This window comes from Candidatus Accumulibacter necessarius (assembly GCF_036625085.1).
In genome coordinates this window covers 214638-237112 of record NZ_JAZKUM010000004.1, presented here as the reverse complement: position 1 = coordinate 237112, position 22475 = coordinate 214638, and the positions used below count along the sequence as shown (strand labels likewise).

The following is a 22475-nucleotide window of genomic DNA, read 5'->3' as shown; positions in this document are numbered from 1 at the left end:
TTCGCCCCTGGCTGACATAGAATCGTGCCTTTCAGGGCTCGTTGGTAGCGACCCCTTGGGGAGACTGAGGGCAGCGGAGCCATCGATACTTTCCCATGAACTGGATGACCATTACCTGGCCCATGGTGGCCGCGGCCTGCCTAACGCTGGGCTTGATCGAGCTGAGCATCGGCCTCTCGCGGCGTCCACGTGCGCCCCGCCTGCTATTTGCAGTCAGCGCTTTCACTGTCGCCTGCGTCGCTGCTCTGGAATTGGCGTTGATGCAAACCGATGTTCTGGCGGAGTGGTGGCTAGCGACGCGTTTGCTGGACGCTGCGGTAGGAATACTGCTTGTGTCGCTGACTGCGTTCATCTGGAGCTATTTTGGCACTGGGCGGAAATGGCTGGCTCTAGCGATCCCGTTCATTTACGCCATCGGGTTGAGTTTCGACTTCTTTCCCGGAACGCCACCTGGTGTGGGCATGACTTACCAAGCGTTCATTGGTTTCCGAACGGTCGAGACCTCCGGTGGAGCGACCTTCCATGTGGCCGAAGGGGTGCCAAATCCCTGGAATGTGTTCCCGTATCTGGCGGTCCTGGCGCAGATCGTGTTTGTGGCGGATGCTTCCTTACGATTGAGGCGCCTGGACGGCGGCCGACGTGCCGTGCTTGTCGGAGGGGCCGTCGTGCTCTTCCTTCTGGGCGGCGGCTTGCAAGCAGCTTTGGTGGATCTCGATATCCTCAAGACACCCTATATGATCAGTTGGGCCTATCTCGCCGTCCTGATGGCGATGTCCATCGAGTTGAATGCCGATGTATTGGCGGGAGCACGACTTGCCGGCCAGCTGAAGGACCGGGAACGCCACATGGATTTGGCCAGTGCGGCGGCTGATCTGGGCATGTGGACATGGGACATTGGTCACGACACGATCTGGGCCACCAGACACGCCCGCGAACTATTCGGCTTTTCGGAATCGGAGCACATCAATCGCGCGCGTTTCCTTGGCTCATTGCATCCCGAGGACCGAGAAGCCGTCGACCAGGCTCTCGAAGATGCGTTGGCTACCGGAGGTGGCTATGAAGTCGAGTACCGCGTACTCCTCCGTGGAGGGAAAATTCGCTGGATGGCAGCGCACGGACAGGTCGAACGTGATGGTAGCGGCAAGCCGATTGTACTGCGCGGGGTGGTACTCGATATTTCCGCACGGCACAGTTCCGAACTCGAGTTGCAACAACTGCGCAGTGAACTGACCCATGCCAATCGTGTCTCGATGATGGGGCAGTTCGCATCAGCGCTCGCGCACGAGCTGAGCCAGCCGCTTGGCGCCATCCTGCGCAATACCGAGGCGGCCGAACTATTCCTTGCGCACGACCCGCCGGACATCGAAGAAGTGCGGGCGATTTTGGCCGACATCCGCCAGGACGAACGGCGCGCCAGCGGCGTGATCGACCGGCTGCGGGCGCTGCTGAAGCGCCGCAGCTTCGTCCGAAGCGCCCTTTCGGTGAGCGACGAACTCGCGACTGTGATGGCCCTGGCGCGCGGCGATACAGCCACACGCAAAGTGGCATTGGTAATCGACGATGCCCCCAACCTGCCGCTGGTGATGGGCGATCCGGTACACCTTCAGCAAGTGCTGCTGAACCTCATTCTTAACGCGATGGATGCTGTCGAAGACGCACCCGCCGCAAGGCGAAAGGTAACCGTGCGAGCGCGGTCCAACAGTGAGGGTGAGATCGAGGTGGCTGTCGAAGACAGCGGATCCGGCATCGCGCCAGAACGACTTGAGCGCCTGTTCGAGCCCTTCTTCACCACCAAGGCGAAGGGGATGGGCATCGGGCTCTCGATTTCGCGCACGATCATTGAGGCCCACGGCGGGCGCATCTGGGCGGAGAATAATGCCGATGAAGGCGCAACGTTCCGCTTTACGCTGCCGCAAGCAGGGGTGGCAAGATCCTCATGAGCACAACCATGCCAGTGGTGCATGTCGTTGACGACGACGCATCTTTCCTCGTCGCGCTTGCACGCTTGCTGAAAGCCGCAGGCTACGCCGTCCAGACGTACGCATCGGCGGCCGATTTTCTTGCGAAACTGGGTGACGGCGCGGGGTGTGTCATCACCGATCTACGGATGCCGGGAATGGACGGACTGGACCTCCAGCACGCGGCAATCAACGAACGCCCAACATCCTGTTCATCATGGGCGACGACATCGGCTGGATGCAGCCGAGCGTTGATGTCCAGCTACCATCAGGGAAGCTGATGGTCGGCAGAAACGCCTGCGCTCGCTCAACATCGACGACGCATCGGCAAGGAAGGTGCGAAACGCCCAACATTCATGACCTATTACGCCGAGCAAAGCTGCACGGCCGGTCGCACCGCCTTCTTCACCGGCATGACGCCGCTGCGCGCTGGCATGATCCCGCCGCAATTGCCGGGCAGCCCGTCCTACCTGCAGCCGGGCACGCCGTCGCTGGCCAAGTTCCTGCTCGATCTCGGCTACACCACCGGCGAGTTCGGCAAGAACCATCTCGGCGACCATACGGCGGCGTTGCCGACGGCGCACGGCTTTCAGGAGTTCTGGGGCTACCTCTATCACCTTGGACGCGATGCAGGGCGTGAGCTTCCCCGACATCAACAGTTCTCCGACGGTGCAGGCCATCGTGCCGCCGTGCAAGAACACGCCGGTCCGCGGCCTCAGCGACCCTCCCGGCGCGGTGGATCCGAAGACGACCCTCTGCATGACGCCGCCGCGGCCGGTGATCGCCTGCACGTCCAAAGATGGCACCGAGAAGAACCAGACCTGCAGTGACCAGGGGCCGCTGACGCTGAAGCGCTCTGAAACCGTGGATGAGGAAATCTCGGCCAAGGTGATCGACTTCCTCGACCGCAACGACCCGAAGAAGACCAACAAGCCGTTCTTCGTCTGGTACAACCCGGCCCGCATGCACATCACGACGATGCTGTCGGACAAGTACCTGAACATGGTGGGCACCAAGGGCGGCAAGGACTGGGGCACCAATGAAGCCGCCATGAAGCAGATGGACGACAACATCGGCGAGGTGATGAAGAAGCTGGAGGCAATGGGCGAACTCGACAACACCATCATTGTCTTCACCACCGACAACGGCGCCGAGGTCATCACCTACCCCGATGGCGGCAATACGCCGTTCAAGGGTGGCAAGCTCACCACCTGGGAAGGCGGCATGCGCGCGCCGGCATTGATCCGCTGGCCGGGGAAGATCAAGCCCGGCACCGTCTTGAACGAAATGTTCGCGTCGTATGACTGGATGCCGACCTTTGTCGAGATTGCCGGCGGGGCGAAAGGCAACCAGCTGAACGAGCAGATCATGGCGGGCAAGTATCCCGGCATCGTCAAGACCAAACTCAACGGGGTGAACCAGCTCGACTACCTGACCGGCAAGTCGGCGACGTCGGCACGCGATACGTTCTTCTACTACGGTGGCCCGGTACCTTCGGCCGTGCGCTACAAGAACTGGAAGATCTACTTCGCGATGGCGTCCGAGGCCAACACCGGTGGCCTGATGGGGGTCCATACCTTTCATTGGCCTTTGGTCAACAACATCAGGCGCGATCCCTTCGAGGGTTCGGTCGGCTTCCAGCCGTCAACGCTTCTCGGCCAGGGCGGCGCAATAGGCGCACCGATGACCGCATACATCTACGACTGGAACATCATTCCCGTTGGCCAGGCACTCTGGCTGCAGGAACTGGAGTCCTATGGGCCTTTCCCTGCGCTGCAGTCGCCGGCGTCCTACAGCCTGGCGCAGGTTCTCACGGAGGTGAAGCAACAGATGGCGAGGACTCGCGCCCGGGGAGACTAAGACGTAGCCCGTCGGATCGAGTGGGAAAACGTTTGTGACACAGCCAGGCGGGCGGCACGAAAGAGCCGCCCGTTTGCATTCGACAATGGATGGCTAACCATGACTACAGGGAGTTGGATCATGAAGAGTACTCGTTCTGTTTTAGCGCTTGCCCGCACCTTTGCGCTGGGCGCGCTGCTGACGCTGGGTCTGCCCGCCCAAGCACAAACCGACCCGCTGCCCTCGTGGAACGACGGCCCGGCCAAGCAGGCGATCGTCACCTTTGTGAAGGACACCACCACGCAAGGCAGCCCGAAATTCGTGCCGCCGGCCGAGCGCATCGCCACCTTCGACCAGGACGGCACGCTGTGGGTCGAGCACCCGATGTATTCGCAGGTGATGTACATCCTCGAGAGCGTTCCGGCGCTGGTCAAGGCCAAGCCCGAACTGGCCAAAGTCGCTCCGTTCTCGACGGTGCTGGAGATTTTGAAAGGCGATCGTGCGGCCATCGCCAAGCTGACCATGCCCGACCTCGAGAAGCTGGCCGCTGCCACGCTGACCGGCATGCCGGTGGACACCTTCAACGCCCAGGCCAAGAAGTGGCTGGCCGAGGCGAAGGACCCACGCTGGAAGAAGCCCTATACCGAACTGACTTACCTGCCGATGCAGGAAGTGCTGAAGTACCTGCGCGCCAACGGCTACAAGACCTACATCGTCACCGGTGGCGGCCAGGACTTCGTGCGTACGTATTCCGAAGCTGTCTATGGCATCCCGCCCGAGCAGGTGATTGGCACCGCCGGCGGAACAAAATACGGCTACGCCAGGGACGGCAAGCCCTTCCTGACCAAGGAACCCAAGCTGCTGCTCAACGACAACAACGCCGGCAAACCGGAAGGCATTCACCTGATGATCGGGCGGCGGCCCGCCATGGCAGTCGGCAACTCGACCGGCGACCAGCAGATGCTCGAATACACCAAGGCCGGTGACGGCGCACGCCTGTCGATGCTGGTGTTGCACGACGATGCCAAGCGCGAATACGCCTACGGACCGGCTCAGGGTTTGCCGGCAACCAAGGTCGGCACCTTCACGCAGGCACTCCACGACGAAGCGCTGAAACAGGGCTGGACGGTCATCAGCATGAAGAACGACTGGAAGAGGATTTTCTCGTTCGAGTAATACGGACAAAGCTTTTTCGCAGCACGTACCGCATGAATCACTCAAACCTCGCGTCGGTATTGGCTTTGCAGCCAGTACGACGCAATCTACCGGACTCTACTGAAATATGATGTCAAGCAAATCCCGAATCCTGCTGGCCTGCGCCGCTTCGATGCTGGTCCTGAGCGCCTGTAACCCCGACGACAAGGCGAAATCGGCTGCTGCGCCGGCAGCGAAAGAGCCGCCCGCGGCCACGGTCAACGGCATCGCCATCAGCAAGAACCGCGTCGACATGATTGTCAAGCAAGGCCTTGCGTCCGGACAGCCGGACAGCCCGGAACTACGAAAAAGCATCATCGACAAGCTGGCCATGCAAACGCTGATCGCGAAAGAGGCAGTCAAAAAGGGGCTGGACAAGTCCGCCGAGGTCCTCGACCAGATCGACCTGACGCGGCAGTCGATTCTCGCCAATGCCTACGTTCAGGATCTGCTGAAGAACAGTGCGGCCAGCGAAGAAGCACTGAAAGCCGAATACGAGAAAATCAAGGCAACGATCAGCGGCACGGAATACAAGGCACGACACATCCTCGTCGAGAAGGAAGGAGAAGCGAAGGAGATCATCGCAAAGCTCAAGAAGGATCCGGCTTCTTTCGCAAGACTGGCCATGGATAAATCGAAGGATACCGGGTCCAAGGCCAGCGGCGGCGAGTTGGGCTGGTTCGACCTGAGCCGGATGGTGCCCGAATTCGGCGCTGCGGTCAGTAAACTGGACAAGGGCGCGATCACGCAGGAACCCGTGAAAACCCAGTATGGCTACCACGTGATCCAGGTCGAAGACTCGAAGCCGATCGAGGCGCCGCCTTTCGAGGAGGTCAAACCCCAATTGGCTCAGCACCTTCAGCAACAGAGCGTGAAGAAACAAATGGACGACCTCAAGGCCAAGGCCAAGATCGAGATCGTGGAAGCACCTGTTGCACCGGCAGCCAAGTAAACACCAGCCGCATCGTCCGTGTGCCGCGCCATGGCGTGGCTGTGGATTCACGTTACGTTCTGGTCGCTGTGGTTCGCAATCAAGAAAGAGGAGAAAGTCTCATGAGCAAGCTAGTGGTCATTGCCTACGACACACCCAACAAGGCGGCGGAAGTCCGCGGCAAGCTTCGCAAGTTGCAGAAGGACCAGGCGATCGATATCGAGGAAGTGCTGGTCGCGGTCAAGGACGAAGACGGCGAGGTATCGCTGCTCCAGACCTACAAACCGGTTGTCACGGGACGGTCGAACCGGGGTTTCTGGAACACCCTGGTCGGTCTGGTCCTGATGAACCCGGTACTCGGCATGGCCACCGCCCGGCGAGCGGATGCCGTCAGCGGTGCCCTCACCGAGGTCGGTGTTGACGAGGATTTCCTGAAGGACCTCACCGCGACGTTCCAGAATGGCAGTTCCGTCCTTTTCGCACTGGTCCGCGACGCGTCCTCACCCGAGAAGGTCCTGGCCGAACTGCGCGGTACCGGCGGCACGGTTCTCCAGACCACGCTGCTGCACGAGATGGAAGAGAAGCTGCAGACGGCGCTCGACGCCTAGCCGGCGTGGAAAGCTCCGGATGGATGCGCTGCTGCAACAACATCTGCAGGCGCTCGTCACCCCGCTCGCCCTGGTGAATCCGCTGATGTGCGGGGCGTTGTTCGCGCGCATCGATGACCGCCAGGACCGAAAGGTCCAGCTCGCCGACGCGACGAAAGCGGCTGCGGCGGTGCTGGTCATTCTCCTTCTTGCGGCGCTCTTCGGCGTGCGCGTACTGCACCTCTTTGACCATCGCCTACGACAACACGCCGGTGAGTCCCAAGCCGGTGCGCTGGGACATGCCACGCATCTTAGGCGTCGCCAGCGTTCTCGGCTTCTTTCTCGTCGCCGAGTCGTTCGGCCTGCTCCTCTTCGGGGTCAAGGTGCTGTCGCTACCGCAACTGCAGGAGTCCTTTGGCCTGGCGACGCATGCGCAACAGCAGACGATGATGTTCCTGCAACTCGTTGGCGGTGGCCAGTTGCTACTCTTCGTCACGCGCACCGAGCGCTGGTTCTTCATGCGGCCATTCCCGGCAGCACCGCTATTCTGGGCGATCGTCGCCACCCAGGTGACCGCGGCCTTGATGTGCGGCTACGGCCTGCTGGTACCGCCGATCCCGTGGAAGTTGATCGCCTGGGTCTGGGTCGACCTGATGGCCTGGTTGTTCATCCTCGGTAGCGTCAGGCTCATCTGCGACCGCTTCGCCGGCTACTGCACGACGCGCCACATGAAGAGTGTCCACGTCATCAATCAGCCGCTGCAGCCACAGGCGGGGACTGCTTCAAGTAATCCGTAACCCAGGAGGTCCCATGGACTATCGCAAGGAATTCTTCGTCGGCCGCGGCATCAGCACTGGATCGGTCACCCATCATCTCGCTGGTCTGCTGGTCATCCTCGTCGCCGTCACCCTTTCCGCCTCGGCTCTTGCGCAGACGGCGACCAGGAAGCCGAACATCCTCGTCATCTGGGGCGACGATATCGGCGTCTCCAACATCAGCGCCTACAACCTGGGCGTGATGGGTTACAAGACGCCCAATATAGATCGCATCGCCAGGGAGGGCGCGTTGTTTACCGATGCCTACGCGCAGCAAAGCTGTACCGCCGGGCGCGCCTCATTCATCCTCGGCCAGCACCCGTTCCGCACCGGCCTCCTGACCATCGGCATGCCGGGTTCACCGCAGGGCATTCCGACCTGGGCGCCGACCATCGCCGACCTGCTCAAGCCCCAGGGCTACGTGACGGGCCAGTTCGGCAAGAATCACCTGGGCGATCGTGACTCGCACCTGCCGACCGTCCACGGCTTCGACGAATTCCTCGGCAATCTCTACCATCTGAACGCCGAGGAGGAGCCGGAAACCTACTATTACCCGAAGGATCCCGAGTTCCGCAAGAAGTACGGACCGCGCGGTGTGCTGCACACCTGGAGCGATGGCAAGGGCGGGCAGAAGATCGAGGACACGGGACCGCTGACCAAGAAACGCATGGAGACTGTCGACGAGGAAATCTTCGCCGCAGAGCAGAAGTTCGTCGCCGATGCGGCCCGGAGCGGCAAACCCTTCTTCGTCTGGTTCAACACCACGCGCATGCACGTGTGGACGCGCCTGAAGAAGTCCGCCGAGGGCCGCACGGGCATCGGTCTCTACCCAGATGGAATGGTCGAGCACGACGACATGGTTGGCGCAGTACTCAAGCAACTCGATGATCTCGGCATCGCCGACAACACCATTGTCGTCTACGGAACTGACAATGGCGCCGAAACGGGCACCTGGCCCGACGGAGGAACGACACCGTTTCACGGCGAGAAGGGCACGACCTGGGAAGGAGGCTTCCGCGTGCCAATGCTCGTACGCTGGCCGGGCTTGATCAGGCCAGGGACACTGGTCAACGAGATTTTCTCGCAGGAAGACTGGTTGCCGACCTTCCTGGCAGCGGCCGGTGTGCCAGACGTCGTCGACAAGGTCAAGCAGGGCTACACCGCCAACGGCAAGACCTGGAAGGCACACCTGGACGGCTACAACTTCCTGCCCTACTTCAAGGGTGAGGTGAAGCAGGGGCCACGCGAGGAAATCTTCTATTTCGGCCAGGGCGGCGAATTGAACGCCGTGCGCTGGAACGACTGGAAGGTGAATTTCGCGGTTACCAACGGCAACATCGCCACCGCGGTGCGCGATGTGCCCGGCTGGCCGGTGATCGTCAATCTGCGCGCCGACCCGTACGAGAAGGCGCCGCATGAATCCGGGTTGTACCTGCGCTGGTACGCCGACAACATCTGGCTGTTCGTGCCGGTGCAGCAGAAGCTCGGCGCCTTCCTCAGGACGCTGCCCGAGTACCCGTTCCAGCAGGGCAGCAGCCTCAACGCCGCCGGCATCAATTACGACTCGCTGAAGGCGATGCAGGCGATGAAACGATTGAAGGAGCTGGAGACCCTGGCACCGCCGGGTAACTGAGCGGGCGAAGCGAAATACTTGGTACATAAACTTCGGCGGCAGTGCTGCTGAACGATTCTTTGAGGGGGCTACCATGGAACTGACCATTTATCACGGGCTGATCATCATTGCATTCATCGGCGTCGTCATCTGGGCATTCGGTCGCAAGCGCAAGGCGCGCTTCGAGGAAGACGCGCGGATTCCTTTCGAAGACGGCAAGGATTGAGACGGGAGTGCAAGCGATGGAAGCCTTGCTGGGATTCGACCTCGACCTCTGGGACTACCTGACTTTTCTCACCCTGATGCTCTGTGTGGTCGCATTGATCGCGACTTGGCTCTTCCTGGCCGGCCTGCCGGGGCGCATTGCCCTGGCGCGCAAGCACCCGGAAGCCGAAGCGGTCAAGTATCTCGGCTATGCCGGCCTGCTGCCCACGGTCTATCCGTGGATGCAGGCGCTGATCTGGGCCTTCAAGCCGACCGACATCGTCGACATCCGGCGTTTCCCCCGCGAGGAAGCCATCGAAACCGACAAGGAGATCGCCCGCTTGCGAGGCACACCCGACTCGGCCCGCGAGGCGGTCAAGGAATCGACGCAGGAATCCGTCGCCGACGCGCAAGCCATTCACCTGGCCAAGGCCGTTGTCCAGGGTTCTGAAGAAGGCAAGTCATGATTCTCGGCCTCCTGATGCTGTTCGGCTACTGCTTCATGATGTGGCTGATCTTCTTCAAGCTCAAGCTGGCGAAATTCGGCATCCCGCAGGCGGTCATCGGCGTCTTCGTCGGGGTGCACCTGCTGATCATCTTCCTGATCGGCCTGCGTTTCATGGCGCCGCTGGCCACCGAAGCGAGGGTAATCCAGCACACCATCCAGCTCACCCCGCGCCTGTCCCAGCCGACACTGCTCATGGCCGTGCTGGTCGAGCCCAATGTGCCGGTCAGGAAGGGCCAGCCGCTGTTCCAGTTCGATCGCCGGAGTTACGAATACCAGGTCAAACAGCTGGAAGCCCAGCTCGCCAAGGCCAGGCAGAACGTGCTGGTGATGAAGACCGACATCGAGGTGGCGAGGCAGAAGGTGAACAAGAACAAGGCTCATCTCGAATTCGCCAAGTACCAACAGGCGTTGTCGGCGAATCTGGCGAAGCAGGGCGCCGGCCCCGAAGAAGATGCACAGAAGTGGGCCGCCCAGGTGGCTGTGGACACCGCCGCCATCAAGGAGGCACAGGCCGAAGAGCAGCGCGCCATCCTGAATTACACCTCCGAGATCAATGGCGTCAATACGACTGTGGCTACAGTTCAGGCCGAACTCGAGCAGGCACGCTTCTACCTTGACAACACCCTGATGGTGGCCCCCGAAGACGGCCACATCATCAACCTGCAGGCCCGCCCTGGCATGGTGGCCGGCGATTACCGCATTGGCGCCATCGCGACTTTCGTCTGCGATGCCGACCGCTACCTGCTGGCCCAGTTCTTCCAGGAGAACCTGAAATACGTCAAGCCCGGCCAGGACGTCGAGACGGCGATTGACCTCTACCCCGGGCAGATCTTTACCGGTAAGGTACTGGCGATCTGGCAGGGCAGCGGCGCCGGGCAGATGCTGCCAAGCGGTGTGCTGCCGAACTTCCAGGCCGTGCCGACCGATCGCCCGCAGGGCCAGTTCGCGGTGGCGATCAAGCTCGACGACCCGGTCCAGGCGAATTTCCCGATCGGCACCCAGGGCCGGGCGGCAATCTATGCAAATCCTGAAAGCTGGTTTGTCCCCTTGCGCAAGATCCTGCTGCGCGCTTACTCGTGGTTCAACTGGATTTATCCATTCTCCGGCTGATGCGTATTCCGACCCTGGCCGTGGCACTCGCTGCGGTATTGCTCACCGGCTGCGCCCTGGCCCCCGCGCCCTCGCATGACGAGGTCGTCACACGCGCGCTGCCAGCGGATACGCGCATCCCGCCGACCTGGAAAGCTGCACCGGAGACGGGCCCGGTGGTTGGCGACTGGCTGAAGTCGCTGGACGACCCGCAGCTCAGCGCGATTGTCGCCGAGGCGATCGCCAACAACCTCGACCTGCGCCAGGCCGCGGAGAAGGTTCTGGCCGCCCAGCAAACCGTGACCGTGGTGGGCGCGCAGCTCTTGCCGCAGGTCGGCATTGGGCTGGGTGAGCGCGTCCTTCATGACCAGGACCACAGCGGCCATACCGACTCCACCAGGGCGCTGGCCAGTGTCGCCTGGGAACTCGACGTCTGGGGCAAGCTGCGCGCGCAACGCGCGTCTGCCGTGGCCGCTTACGAGGCGACCGCGCTCGACTATGAATGGGCGCGCCAGTCACTGGCCGCCACGGTGGCCAAGACCTGGTACCTGGCGACCGAGACGCGGCAGTTGCTCGCGCTTTCCGAGCAGGCGGTCACGGTCTACAGCGAGTTGCTCAGGTTGGTCAAAGCGCGGCGTGCCGCCGGCAAGGACACCGATCTCAACGTGGTCGACATGCAGGCCAATGTCGATTCCGCGCTCGGCTCGGTCGAGGCCGCACGGCAGTCTTATGGCGACGCCCGGCGCAGCCTCGAAGCGCTGCTGGGGCGTTACCCGGCCGCCGAGATCGAGGCTGCCATGAATTACACTCCGGACCCGCCGCCGATTGCGAGCGGCATCCCCGCGGCGTTGCTGCAGCGCCGGCCTGATGTGATCGCGACAGAGCGCCTCGTGCTGGCCGCCTTTCGCAAGACCGAGGCGGCCAAGCTGGCGCTGCTGCCCGACTTCTCGATCGCGCTCACCGGTGGGCGCCTGGCCGACCCCCTGCTGACCTTGCTGCGCCTGAACCCGTGGCTGGCGACGGCGGCCATCGGTGCGGCCATCCCGGTCTACGAAGGCGGCGCCCTCGAGGCCCAGGTCCGGATCGCCACCGCACAGCAGGCGCAGGCCGTCGCCCGTTATGGCAGCGTGGTGCTGACGGCGTTCCGCGAGGTGGAGAGCGCACTCGCCAACGAGCCCTTGCTGGCCAGACGAGCGGTGCTCGACGAAAGCTCGCTGAGCAACCGGACCAGTGCCGTGCGCATTGCCACCACGCAGTATCTGGCCGGGCGCAAGGATCTGTTGTGGGTGTCGAACCTGCAGACGAACCAGATCCGCGCCGAGGGCGATCTGATCAAACTGCGCGCGCTCCGTCACATCAACCGCATTACCCTCCTGCTGGCGCTCGGCGGCAGCTTCGCGGCGGCGCCGACGGTGCGGGGAACCGACTGAGAGGGTGTGACCGGACCAGCCCATCGCTGACTTTTTTTAGGAGAAACAGTGTGAGGATTCCACATTCAACAATGGCATTGGTGTTTGCCGTGGCCTTGTCGGGGCCAGTTGCGTTTGCGCAGGACGGCGGCTCGGTTGCAAACGCGACGTTCACCGCCAACATCGCGGACGGTGCCCCCGTTGATTTCCGCCAGCAGTTCACCAACTCGACCCCGGTCGTCTACTTCTACGGCGAACTCCTCGGCCTGAACGGTCAAACGGTGACCTTCCTTTGGAGCCTCGAGGGCAAACGCATGCAGGAAACGGCCGTTCAAGTCACAAGTCCGCGCCAGCCCGCCTGGTCGAAGATGAATATGCGGGAACAATGGACGGGCAACTGGACCGTAAAAATCCTGGATGGCAAGGGCCGGACGATCGAGCAGCGCAATTTTGCCTTTAATCCACCCTTGTAGTGGCATGGTGATTGGCCGCGCTGCTGATCGCCACACGCGTGGCGCAGGATCGCTACCCGAAGCAGAGCGCTTGCGGGGACGTCAATTTTGTTCATCACTTTGGAGACTGTCATGAAGACACCTGTACTGCTGTTGCTTGCGGCCCTTTGCTTGGGGTCGTGGCCAGGTCTTGCCGCCGAATGGTCATGGGACCCGCTGAAGGACGCCGAAAACATCCTCCCGGAAGGGGTGCCGAACGAAGGAAAGATCATCCAGGCCCGGCACCAGGTCCGGGAGATGGCCCAGGACGCGCTTGCGACCCTTTATGAGATCCAACCCGGCGCGCGGCGGGCGATCGAACGTTCCGCCGGCTACGCGGTGTTCAGCACCTTCGGGATCAAGCTCTTCTTCGCTGGCGGCACGACCGGCAAGGGGATGGTCGTCAACCGGCAGACCAATCGCCAGACCTTCATGCAGATGGCCCAGGTACAGGGCGGGCTGGGGTTCGGCGTGAACAAGAATCGCCTGATCTTCGTCTTCGCCAACCAGCAGTCGCTGAGCAACTTCGTCAATCAGGGCTGGGAATTCGGCGCCCAGGCCAACGTCTCAGCGATGGCCGGCGGCCAGGGCGGCATGTTTTCCGGCGCGGCCTCGGTGGCGCCTGGCGTCTACCTGTACCAGTTGACCGATACCGGGCTGTCGGCGACGCTGACAGTGTCCGGAACCAAGTTCTTCAAGGACGCCAGTCTCAATTGAGCGACTGCGGCGTCCTGCCGGTCCAACCCGTTCGCGGGCCGCTATCATGCGGCCCGTGAGTATTCAGTCCGCGCTCGCAAACTCCCCTGACATTCAGAATGGATAGAAAGACAGCAAGATGAAAGCAAGAAATCGCTCCCGGCTCGCCGCCTCGCTGCTTGGCTCGACGGTTATTGGTTTGGCGGGTTGTGCCAACCAGAATGCCCCGGTGTCCTACAGCCCGGGGATGGATGTCCAGATGCAGCCGCTCGCGGTCGATCCGCAGCTTGGCGGGCAGGCCAGCACGCCTGGCGCGGACAACCAGTCCGCGGTCCCAACCCAGATCCAGGCCGATCCATGGCCACGCCAGGTCGCCCTTGCCAATGCATCCGCAGAAATCTACCTGCCCCAGGTGAACAGCTGGTCCGGGAACACGCTCAGTTTCCGCGCGGCCGTCTCGGTCAAGGCAAGCGGGGCGAAGGATCAGACTTTCGGCGTGGTCTTCGGCACCGCGCGCACCCACGTCGATGCCTCGTCGCGCACGGTCGCCCTGAACGAGCTCGTGCTGACGCAGGCCAAATTCCCGACGCTACCTAACAACGGGCTTGCCTACCTGCAGCAGTTGCAGGCGCAGTTGCCCGTTGCCATGGCGACCATGTCCCTCGACCTGCTGGCGGGAGAGCTGGCGGCGTCGCAGACGGTCAAGCCAAAAACGGTACAGGTCAACAACACGCCACCCAAGGTCATCATCAGCTATTCGCCGGCGATCCTGGTGCCGATCGATGGTGCGCCGAGCATCAGGAAGGTTCCCGACACGCGCTTCGAGCGCATCATCAACACCCAGGCCCTGATCGCCCGGGTCCGGAAGGATCGCACCTGGTACCTGCATGTCCTGGATGGCTGGATGTCGGCACCTTCGCTCGACGGGCCGTGGGTCGTGGCGCCAACCACGCCGCTCGGGCTCGACGACCTCGCGCAGAATCTCGCGAAAAAAGGCATCGTGGATCTGCTCGATGGCGGCCCGCGCGCCGACCCGAAGCCAACCCTGGCGGCTGGCGCACCGGCCATCCATGTCACGCAGGTGCCGGCCGAACTGGTCGTCTTCAAGGGGCAACCGAACTTTATCCCGGTCACCGGGACGTCGCTGTTGTGGGCCGAAAACACGACCGCCGACGTGCTGGTCAATACGGCGAACAACGACTACTACACCCTGCTCTCCGGACGCTGGTATCGCGCGTCATCCCTGGGTGGACCATGGACCTTCACGCCATCGAACAGCCTGCCCGCCGACTTCGCGCGGATTCCAAAGGAAGCACCCGCCGGCGTCGTACTGGCATCGGTTGCCGGCACGCCGCAGGCGCAGGAGGCGCTGATCGCCAATTCGATACCGCAGACGGCCGCTGTTCCACTCGTCAACGGGCCGAAGTTCACGCCGGTCTTCGACGGTGCCCCGGCCTACCGCGCCATCGACGGAACGCCGCTACGCTACGTCGCCAACGCGCAGCAACCGATCATCCAGGTCAGCCAGAACAGCTATTTAGGGCTCGAAGCGGGCGTCTGGTTCTCGGCCCCCGCGCTGACCGGCCCGTGGGTCGTCGCGACCAGCGTGCCGCCGGTGATCTACAGCATTCCGGCCAGTTCAGCGCTGCACTATGTGACTTATGTGCAGGTCTATGGCGCCAGCCCGGAAGTGGCCTATGTCGGATACACCCCGGGATACCTCGGCACGGTCGTTTCCCCCGACGGGGTGGTGGTCTATGGCACGGGCTACACCTACACGCCGTGGATTGGCTCGTACTGGTATGCGGCGCCTTACACCTGGGGATTGGCCGCTGCCCCGATCTACAACCCCTACGTCGGCTATGCCTTCGGCTTCGGCCTTGGCTTGGCCACTGCGGCCTGGGCGGTTCCCTACTGGGGTGCCGGGTACTACCACCCGGGGTACTGGGGCTATCCGTGCTGCGGGTCGACCAGCGCCGGCGTCTATGGGCACTGGGGAAACACGGTCTATTCCGGGACACGGAACTGGTATGCCAACGCCGATGGCAAGATCGGCACATCCGCGACAGGCAACTACAGCAACTTGCGCACGGGAACGAGCGGTTCATACGCCGCCGGACGCAGCTATAACCCGGAGACCGGCCAGGCCCAGCGCGGCTACGACCGGACATTCAACACCACCGGCGGCACCAGCGGCAACGTGGCACGCGGTGGTTCCTACAATACCGAAACCGGGCAGCGTTCCTATGGATCGAGCGTCTCGGCCACCGGCCCGGGCGGCAGTTCCATAAGCAGATCGGCCGCCGCCACGGCCGGCCCCGATGGCTTTGGCGCCCAGCATACGGTCAGTGCCTATGATGCGCAGACCGGACAGAGCAAGAGCTACACGTCGAGCGGCCTGTTCGGCAACCATTACGCGGGTGCCGATGGCAATGCCTACCGGAACACGGGCAGCGGCTGGCAGCAGCACGGCGCCGGCGGCTGGCAATCGGCCGGTGGCGACACCTCATGGGCCGACCGCGAGCAGCAGGCGCGCAGCGGTTTCGAGAGCCGGGCCGGAGGCTTCGGTGGCGGCGACTTTGGCGACCGGTTTGGTGGCGGTGGCTTCGGTGGCCGTTTTGGTGGCGGTGGCTTCGGTGGTCGTTTTGGCGGCCGGCGCTAATCGGCGCAGGCAGGCCTGCCCGGCGCAGCATGTTGCGGTCTATTCGTTCTACAAGGAAAAAAGTGAACAGTGATCTGAATGAAGGAAGAAATGCAGTCGCGGGTCCGGTATCCATTCTGGCACTTGCTGTCGCTGGCATGCTGCCGGCCGGTTCTGCGCTGGCGGCGACGCTGAACGGTCAGGTCCTCGGCGGTGGCGCGCCGGTTGCCTATTCCACAGTCACCCTCTGGGCCGCCAGTGCCGGCGCGCCGAAACAACTGGCGCAGGCACGCAGCGGCGCCGACGGCCGCTTTGCGCTGACGGCGCCTGCTGCCCCCACCGACTCCAGCCTCTACCTGATTGCCCAGGGCGGTCAGCCGACCGCCAACAAGGCCGCCGGCAACAACCCGGCCATAGCCCTGATGACGGTGCTAGGCAGCAAGCCGCCGGCCAAGGTCACGATCAACGAAATGACCACCGTCGCCTCGGTGTGGACGCACAACCAGTTCATCAGCGGAACGACGATCCAGGCACAGCCGCTGCAACTGAAGATCGCCGCCGGCAACGTCCCGAGTTTCGTCGATCTCGCCACCGGTGGCTGGGGCGGTGTGATCCAGGACCCGCTCAATGGCGGCCAGACGCCGACGATGGCCAACTTCGCCACGCTGGCCAATGGGTTGTCCGGCTGCGTGACGCAGGTGAAGGCGGATGCCTGTGGTTCCCTGTTCGCCGCCGCCAAGGGGCCGACCGGTGAAACACCAGCCGACACGTTGAGCGCGGCTCAAGCGGTCGCCAGGGCACCGTGGTATCAGCCGCAGCGGGTCTTCGCGCTGCTCGAACAGTTTTATCCGATTCCGCAGGGCAAGACCATGCGCCCGGTGCCGTTCATGCCCTATCTGCAGTTTTTGCCCAGTGCCTGGGTGTTGCCGCTGAAGTTCGACGGCGGCGGCTACCGGGCCGGCGGCAAGGCGATGTTCGACGCCGAAGGCAACCTCTGGGTCGGCAACAACTTCACCATCGGCTGGCAGGCGAGCGACGCGCTCTGGCAAGGCAACGCCAGCAAGTTCGACCCCAACGGCAAGCCGCTGTCGCCGATCACGACCGGTTTTGCCGGCGGCGGCATGCAGGGCGGTACCTTCGGCGCCGCCATCGACCTCAAGGGCAACGTCTGGCTTGCGAGCTATGGCAGCAAATCGATTACCGTGTTCGACAAGAACGGCAAACCGCTCACCCCGCCCGAGGGCATCAACTTCGGCGGCAAACTGGGCCTGATGCAGGGCATCATCACCGCACCGAACGGCGACGTTTGGGCGCTGGGGATTTCCAAGCGCCAGTTGCTGCATTTCCCGAAGGGCGACTGGAACAACGGCAAGATCGTCTGCGAGGGCGACAGCGGCGAACCGTGCAAGTCCTTCACGGCACCGTTCCATCTGGCGATCGACCAGCAGGACCGCATCTGGGTTTCGGACAGTTCGGTCCATGTGATCCGTTTTCCGGCATCCGACCCGACCAGGGCGGAACGCTTCGACGTGCGCTCCAACAACAGTGGCCTGAACATCGACAGCCAGGGCAACGTCTGGGTGACCAACCGCTTCGGCGCCGGTTTGCTCGGCCTGGCGCACATGGTCGACATGGCGGTGCACCTGAAGACCGGCGGCGTGCTCTCGGCTTCCGACTACCTGACCAAGACCATGTCCGAACAAAAGGGCGGCAGCGGCAGCATCACCGTGCTGCGGCCGGATGGCACGCAATTGCCGGGTTCGCCGTTCAAGGGTGGTGGCCTCCCCGGGCCGTGGGCCGTGGTGGTCGACGGCAACGATAACCTCTGGGTCTCCAACTTCGCGATGCCGGCAAGCCCGATCGTCCAGTTGTGCGGCGTGCGCACCGAGAACTGCCCGCCCGGTTTCAAGACTGGTGACCAGATTTCCCCGCCCGGCGGCTATGTCGGCGGTGGCCTGCAGTTGCAGACCGACATAGCCGTCGGCCCGGCGGGCGACGTCTGGGCCATGAACAACTGGCAGGACATCGACAGTTGCTACCCCGGCGCCGCTGAGGCACTGTCCACCCGTTGCGGCGGTCAGGGCGTGGTGATCTTCTTCGGCATGGCCAAACCGGTGCGTGCCCCGCAGATCGGGCCCGCCCGTCCGCTGTAATCTGCTTGCCGTTGGGTGCCGCGTGGCGCCCATGTTTACCTGGGAGTTTTTGATGACCATCCACAACAAGACGAAGTCCTGTGCATTTTCAGCGTTGACCGCAGCACTGCTCGCCGCCGCACCGGCGTATGCCGAACTGAGCGCCGAGGAACTCGCCAAGCTCGCGCAGAACCCGGTTGGCAACCTGATCAGCGTGCCGTTCCAGAACAACACCAACCTGAACGTCGGGCCGGACAACCGCAACCAGAACATCCTCAACATCCAGCCGGTGATTCCCATCTCGGTGAGCGACGAATGGAACATCATCACCCGTACCATTGTGCCGGTGATCTCGCAGCCACTCCCGGATGGTGATCGGACCAACGGCATCGGCGACACCGTGTTCACCGCCTTCCTCTCGCCGGCCAAGCCCGGCGCGTGGATCTGGGGCGCTGGGCCGGTGGTGCAACTGCCGACCAACAGCAACTCGGATCTCGGCAACCGCAACTGGGGTCTTGGGGCATCGGCAGTAGTCTTGCATCTGGAAAAGGGCGATCCGTGGGTGTACGGCGTGCTGGTCAACAATATCTGGTCGCTCTCCGACAACAAGCAGGGCGGCTCTTACAACAACGGCCTGATCCAGCCTTTCGTCAACTACAACTTTGACGGCGGTTTCTACATCACCAGCGCGCCGATCATCACCGCCGACTGGAAGGCCGAGAGCAGCCAGCGGTGGACGGTGCCGGTCGGGGGCGGCGTCGGCAAGATATTCCACCTCGGTCGTTTGCCGGTAAATACGCAGTTGTCGGCGTACTACAATGTGGTCACCCCGGACGACGGGGCGAACTGGCAGATTCGGGCGCAGGTGCAGTTCATGTTCCCGAAGTGAACGATGCCTCGACATGCCGATGATGGCATCAGCCCGGAAAACCGAATTACTCGCAATCAATCCAGGGGAACAGAACACCATGAATCTCAAGACAACGACTTCTGCCCGTGCCGTCCGCGGCCTGGGCATCTGCCTCATTGCCGGCGCCACGTTGCTGTCCGCCGCGTGCCAGACCTACGAAGCCGCGCTGGGCAGCGGCACCAGCGTGACCGCGACCGATTCGGCGCGCCTGACCAGGAGCGGCTTCCTGAGCGATTACGCGCGCCTGCGGCCCATGTCGGCGCTGGACGGCATCGAATGCTGGCGTGACCCCCGTCTGCACCCGAAGCAGTTCGACAAGGTCCTGGTCTCGCGCATCGTCGTCTCGCTGGCGCCGCCCAAGGGCCAGAAGGAGGGCGAGGTCAAGATAATCGACCCCAGCGATCTCAAGACGCTGACCGACTACTTCCACGCTTCGCTGGTCAAGGCCTTGAAGCCGCAGATGCAGGTCGTCGACAAGGCCGGGCCGGGCGTCGTGGTGATCCGCGTCGCACTGACCGACCTCGTGCCGACGACGGTGACCGACAGCCTGGCGGGGACGCTGATTCCCTACGGCTTCGTCGCCGAAGAGGGCTCCGGGGTGGCCACCGGCCGCCCGGCAGGGTCGACCCCCTACCTGGGTGAAACCGGCATGGAGATGCAGTTCCGTGACGGCGCCAATGGTCAGGTCATCGCCGAATGCCGCGATACCGAGATCGGGCGCAAGTACGCCGCGAACGTCAACAGCAGCGCGGTCGGCGCGGCCCAGACCTGGGCGAACGGCTATATGAGTTCGTTCCAGGCCTGGCAGTATGCAAAGGAGGCCTTCGACAAGTGGTCGTTACTCGTCGCCAGGCGTTTTGCGGAGTTGCGCGGGGTTGTCATCCAGTGACTCGCATTGTTATGCAAACCCTCGGTGTCCATGGCTCAGAACAAGGAGGAAGACTATCGTGTGGTGGGTGAGCTATCGGGGAGAAGGCCATCACGGTCTCGAGAACATCGGCGTCTTCAACGATGACGGGACGCCGCGGGAGAAGCACCCCTTGCTCCTCGACGATTCGCCCGATGCTGCGCCATTGAAGATCGCCCGTGGCTTTGCGCTCGTTGGCGACAATCTCTATATCGCCAATGCCTGGCGCAAGGACAGCCATATCGCCCACTACCGCCGGCACGGGGACACCTTTCATTTCACCAATGTCCTGGCAAGAGCAGCGGACGTTGCGGCGATGGTCCACCCCTTTGACGTGGAACTCGGCGACGATGGCCGCATTTATGTCTCCTGCCAGGATACCAACACCGTCATCGCCATCCTGCCGGATACCTTCGCGCCGGCGCCCGTGGCGAAACACCTGCGCAGGAAGTTCCCAGACGGAAACTTCCTGCCCGGCACCCTCGTCGCCTCCAGCCATGGTCACCTCCCCGAAGTCGGCGACAGTGCGCCCACGAACGTGCCTGCGCCGCAAGGTCTCAGCGTTGTGCTCGACGAGCATGGCAAGCCCCGGCATTCGGTGCGCGGGATCGTCGTCCACTGCAAGCATCTCTACGTGGCGGATGAGGCAGGAGACACCGTCAAGATTTTTGCGGTAAAAACCGGGCGGCTAGTCGCGCAGGTCGAGGGGCGCAAGCTGACCAAGCCGGTACACCTCATTCTTCACCGTGAAACGCTATACATTGGCGCTACTGGCTCGGGCAGCATCCTTGCCTTCGACATCCCGGCCAAAGCGCCGTGCGGCAAGCTCAAGGCAAGTATGGTCATCGACGGTAAGCTGAAGGCGCCTTCGGGATTCGCGATCGGACCGGACGGCGACTTTTATGTCGCCGAGCGGCTCAAGCAGCGCGTGCAACGTTTCTCGGCCAAAGGGAAGAAGAAGGAGACATTCATAGGCGGGCTCCCGGACATGCCGGAGTTTCTGGTGCATGTGCCGGATAGGGTGTGAATAGGCAACCCTCTCCAGGTAGTTCGTTTCAGGAATAGCGGCATGTTCATTCTCGATTACCTGCACAAGGCAGTCGAAGTCCTGCCCGTATTGGCCAAGTTTGCGGTCTGCATGATGCTGATCGTCATCATTCCGCGCTTGTCGCGCCGCGTCCATCTGCCGGAGGCGGTCGGGCTGCTGCTGGCCGGCGTGCTGTTCGGTCCCCACGTGCTCGACATCTTTCCAACCCAACATCCCGTCCTGCAGTTTTTTGCAGAAGTCGGCATGCTGCTGCTGATGTTCTTCGCGGGGCTGGAAATCGATCTGTCGCTGTTCAGGCAAAAGATCTTCCGCTCACTCGGCTTCGGGGTGGTTACGACCAGTGTTCCCCTGCTGCTGGGAACGCTGGTCACCCTATGGCTAGGCTACGACCTGCTGGCAGCAATCGTCGTCGGATCGCTGCTCGGCTCGCACACGATGCTCGGCTCGACCATCGTCGCCAGGCTGGGCGCGCGGAGCCTCGAACCCATGGTCGTCGTCACCGGCGCGACAGTGCTTTCCGACACCCTGTCGCTACTCGTGTTCGCCATCTGCGTTCCCTTGTACGCCAGCGGCTTTTCGGTGTCGGGAATCACCATCCAGGTGGTCGAGATCGTCGTCTTCGTCCCGCTCGTGCTGTTTGGGCTGGGGCGTGCGGGTGAACACCTGTTGCGGCGGGTCGAAGACGAGGAAGAAACCTACTTCATCCTGATGTTCGGCATTCTCGCGGTAACGGCCTTGCTTGCCGAGTGGATCAACCTGCCGGGCATCGTCGGCACCTTCCTTGCCGGACTGGCGGTGAACGCGGCGGTGAAGGACAAGCCGGCGAAGGGCAAGCTGGAGTTCATGGGCAACACCTTGTTCATTCCGATCTTCTTCATCGCAACCGGTTTCATGATCGACCCGTTTGAGCTGATTCGCACCATCAGCCAGGATTTTCTGCTGGCGGCGGGAATCATCGGCGGGCTCGTTGTCGGCAAATGGATTGCGGCGGAAACCAGCGGTCGTGCCTTCGGCTACGGCACGGCAGCGCGCCGCACAATGTGGTCGCTGACGATCCCGCAGGTTGCGGCAACGCTGGCGGCGACGCTGGTGGCGTACAAGACGTTCAATGCCGCCGGCCAGCCGCTGCTCGATGCCCGCATGCTCAACGCGGTCCTGGTCATGGTACTGGTCACGGCAATCCTGGGGCCGATCCTGACGCAACGCTATGCGCCGCGCATGCTGGAGGAGGCGAACAGGTAACTGACCGAGAACTTGGCCGGGCAGCGATTGCGACGGCAATCGCTGCCCCCTTAAGATTCATCGACAAGGAAACTCGAGCATGCCTTGTGGAATCTTCTCAGTTTGCCAATCTGCCAGGATTTGCGAAATTTGGCTTGCCACAATGGAGATCGGTTCCGAGAGGAGCACGCAAACGTTGGCAGCGAGAGACATGAGGGAAGGTCCAGGATCGAAAACGATCCCTCATTGCACCAGAAGGCAATACCTGCCGTCTTGTCTCACT

19 protein-coding genes and 1 pseudogene are annotated in these 22475 nt (G+C 62.7%); all 20 read left to right on the top strand.

From position 1 onward, the window contains the following. Window positions 1-95 precede the first annotated feature (95 nt). The 20 genes and pseudogenes from V5B44_RS12210 (at window position 96) to V5B44_RS12115 (ending at window position 22213) form a co-directional block, all read left to right on the top strand. Window positions 96-1940 (top strand): sensor histidine kinase, encoded by a 1845-nt coding sequence (locus tag V5B44_RS12210; protein WP_332359297.1) that lies wholly within the window; start codon window positions 96-98, stop codon window positions 1938-1940. Next, entirely contained in the window at window positions 1937-2239 is a 303-nt protein-coding gene (locus V5B44_RS26665) for a response regulator transcription factor (protein WP_434735442.1), read from the top strand. Before V5B44_RS12210 ends, V5B44_RS26665 begins: the two co-directional genes overlap by 4 nt. Beyond that, window positions 2164-3818: pseudogene (locus V5B44_RS12200) on the top strand (arylsulfatase). The gene V5B44_RS26665 and the pseudogene V5B44_RS12200 overlap by 76 nt, the downstream one beginning before the upstream one ends. A 120-nt stretch (window positions 3819-3938) precedes the next feature. Continuing rightward, window positions 3939-4973 carry an HAD family hydrolase gene (locus V5B44_RS12195; protein ID WP_332359296.1) on the top strand — a complete coding sequence of 345 codons (1035 nt, stop codon included), beginning with the start codon at window positions 3939-3941 and terminating at the stop codon, window positions 4971-4973. A 106-nt stretch (window positions 4974-5079) separates the two neighbouring features. Next, window positions 5080-5943 carry a peptidylprolyl isomerase gene (locus V5B44_RS12190; RefSeq protein ID WP_332359295.1) on the top strand — a complete coding sequence of 288 codons (864 nt, stop codon included), beginning with the start codon at window positions 5080-5082 and terminating at the stop codon, window positions 5941-5943. Window positions 5944-6044: 101 nt separating this feature from the next. Next, entirely contained in the window at window positions 6045-6530 is a 486-nt protein-coding gene (locus V5B44_RS12185) for a DUF1269 domain-containing protein (RefSeq protein WP_332359294.1), read from the top strand. Between the two features lie 278 nt (window positions 6531-6808). After that, on the top strand, window positions 6809-7306 hold the full coding sequence (locus V5B44_RS12180) for a hypothetical protein (RefSeq protein ID WP_332359293.1): 498 nt from the start codon (window positions 6809-6811) through the stop codon (window positions 7304-7306). A 13-nt stretch (window positions 7307-7319) separates the two neighbouring features. Next, window positions 7320-8957: an arylsulfatase gene (locus tag V5B44_RS12175; protein WP_434735441.1), complete on the top strand. Its 1638-nt coding sequence runs from the start codon at window positions 7320-7322 to the stop codon at window positions 8955-8957. A gap of 73 nt (window positions 8958-9030) precedes the next feature. After that, entirely contained in the window at window positions 9031-9162 is a 132-nt protein-coding gene (locus tag V5B44_RS12170) for a cbb3-type cytochrome oxidase subunit 3 (protein ID WP_332359292.1), read from the top strand. A 16-nt stretch (window positions 9163-9178) separates the two neighbouring features. Then, a complete protein-coding gene (locus V5B44_RS12165) occupies window positions 9179-9607 on the top strand; it encodes a DUF3302 domain-containing protein (RefSeq protein ID WP_332359291.1) in 429 nt (142 codons plus the stop codon). Further along, complete coding sequence (locus V5B44_RS12160; RefSeq protein WP_332359290.1) at window positions 9604-10758, top strand: HlyD family secretion protein; 1155 nt, start codon at window positions 9604-9606, stop codon at window positions 10756-10758. Before V5B44_RS12165 ends, V5B44_RS12160 begins: the two co-directional genes overlap by 4 nt. After that, entirely contained in the window at window positions 10725-12167 is a 1443-nt protein-coding gene (locus V5B44_RS12155; protein ID WP_332359289.1) for an efflux transporter outer membrane subunit, read from the top strand. The genes V5B44_RS12160 and V5B44_RS12155 overlap by 34 nt, the downstream gene beginning before the upstream one ends. A gap of 71 nt (window positions 12168-12238) precedes the next feature. Continuing rightward, window positions 12239-12619 (top strand): DUF2914 domain-containing protein, encoded by a 381-nt coding sequence (locus V5B44_RS12150; RefSeq protein ID WP_332359288.1) that lies wholly within the window; start codon window positions 12239-12241, stop codon window positions 12617-12619. Between the two features lie 111 nt (window positions 12620-12730). Next, window positions 12731-13354 (top strand): YSC84-related protein, encoded by a 624-nt coding sequence (locus V5B44_RS12145; protein WP_332359287.1) that lies wholly within the window; start codon window positions 12731-12733, stop codon window positions 13352-13354. Between the two features lie 118 nt (window positions 13355-13472). Further along, window positions 13473-15995 (top strand): carbohydrate-binding family V/XII, encoded by a 2523-nt coding sequence (locus V5B44_RS12140; protein WP_332359286.1) that lies wholly within the window; start codon window positions 13473-13475, stop codon window positions 15993-15995. A 62-nt stretch (window positions 15996-16057) separates the two neighbouring features. Continuing rightward, window positions 16058-18127, top strand: coding sequence for a hypothetical protein (locus V5B44_RS12135; RefSeq protein ID WP_332359285.1), 2070 nt, complete (start codon window positions 16058-16060; stop codon window positions 18125-18127). Window positions 18128-18179: 52 nt separating this feature from the next. After that, a complete protein-coding gene (locus V5B44_RS12130) occupies window positions 18180-18995 on the top strand; it encodes a neuromedin U (RefSeq protein ID WP_332359284.1) in 816 nt (271 codons plus the stop codon). A gap of 79 nt (window positions 18996-19074) precedes the next feature. After that, window positions 19075-19905, top strand: coding sequence for a DUF3313 domain-containing protein (locus V5B44_RS12125; RefSeq protein ID WP_332359283.1), 831 nt, complete (start codon window positions 19075-19077; stop codon window positions 19903-19905). A 151-nt stretch (window positions 19906-20056) separates the two neighbouring features. Next, window positions 20057-20950: a hypothetical protein gene (locus V5B44_RS12120; RefSeq protein ID WP_332359282.1), complete on the top strand. Its 894-nt coding sequence runs from the start codon at window positions 20057-20059 to the stop codon at window positions 20948-20950. Between the two features lie 42 nt (window positions 20951-20992). Continuing rightward, entirely contained in the window at window positions 20993-22213 is a 1221-nt protein-coding gene (locus V5B44_RS12115) for a cation:proton antiporter (protein ID WP_332359281.1), read from the top strand. Window positions 22214-22475: the final 262 nt, after the last annotated feature.

Bases quoted from the DNA above. Each gene is read 5' to 3' on its own strand.
- V5B44_RS12210 (WP_332359297.1), top strand. From the start codon at position 96: ATGAACTGGATGACCATTACCTGGCCCATGGTGGCCGCGGCCTGCCTA.
- V5B44_RS26665 (WP_434735442.1), top strand. From the start codon at position 1,937: ATGAGCACAACCATGCCAGTGGTGCATGTCGTTGACGACGACGCATCT.
- V5B44_RS12195 (WP_332359296.1), top strand. From the start codon at position 3,939: ATGAAGAGTACTCGTTCTGTTTTAGCGCTTGCCCGCACCTTTGCGCTG.
- V5B44_RS12190 (WP_332359295.1), top strand. From the start codon at position 5,080: ATGATGTCAAGCAAATCCCGAATCCTGCTGGCCTGCGCCGCTTCGATG.
- V5B44_RS12185 (WP_332359294.1), top strand. From the start codon at position 6,045: ATGAGCAAGCTAGTGGTCATTGCCTACGACACACCCAACAAGGCGGCG.
- V5B44_RS12180 (WP_332359293.1), top strand. From the start codon at position 6,809: ATGCCACGCATCTTAGGCGTCGCCAGCGTTCTCGGCTTCTTTCTCGTC.
- V5B44_RS12175 (WP_434735441.1), top strand. From the start codon at position 7,320: ATGGACTATCGCAAGGAATTCTTCGTCGGCCGCGGCATCAGCACTGGA.
- V5B44_RS12170 (WP_332359292.1), top strand. From the start codon at position 9,031: ATGGAACTGACCATTTATCACGGGCTGATCATCATTGCATTCATCGGC.
- V5B44_RS12165 (WP_332359291.1), top strand. From the start codon at position 9,179: ATGGAAGCCTTGCTGGGATTCGACCTCGACCTCTGGGACTACCTGACT.
- V5B44_RS12160 (WP_332359290.1), top strand. From the start codon at position 9,604: ATGATTCTCGGCCTCCTGATGCTGTTCGGCTACTGCTTCATGATGTGG.
- V5B44_RS12150 (WP_332359288.1), top strand. From the start codon at position 12,239: ATGGCATTGGTGTTTGCCGTGGCCTTGTCGGGGCCAGTTGCGTTTGCG.
- V5B44_RS12145 (WP_332359287.1), top strand. From the start codon at position 12,731: ATGAAGACACCTGTACTGCTGTTGCTTGCGGCCCTTTGCTTGGGGTCG.
- V5B44_RS12140 (WP_332359286.1), top strand. From the start codon at position 13,473: ATGAAAGCAAGAAATCGCTCCCGGCTCGCCGCCTCGCTGCTTGGCTCG.
- V5B44_RS12130 (WP_332359284.1), top strand. From the start codon at position 18,180: ATGACCATCCACAACAAGACGAAGTCCTGTGCATTTTCAGCGTTGACC.
- V5B44_RS12125 (WP_332359283.1), top strand. From the start codon at position 19,075: ATGAATCTCAAGACAACGACTTCTGCCCGTGCCGTCCGCGGCCTGGGC.
- V5B44_RS12115 (WP_332359281.1), top strand. From the start codon at position 20,993: ATGTTCATTCTCGATTACCTGCACAAGGCAGTCGAAGTCCTGCCCGTA.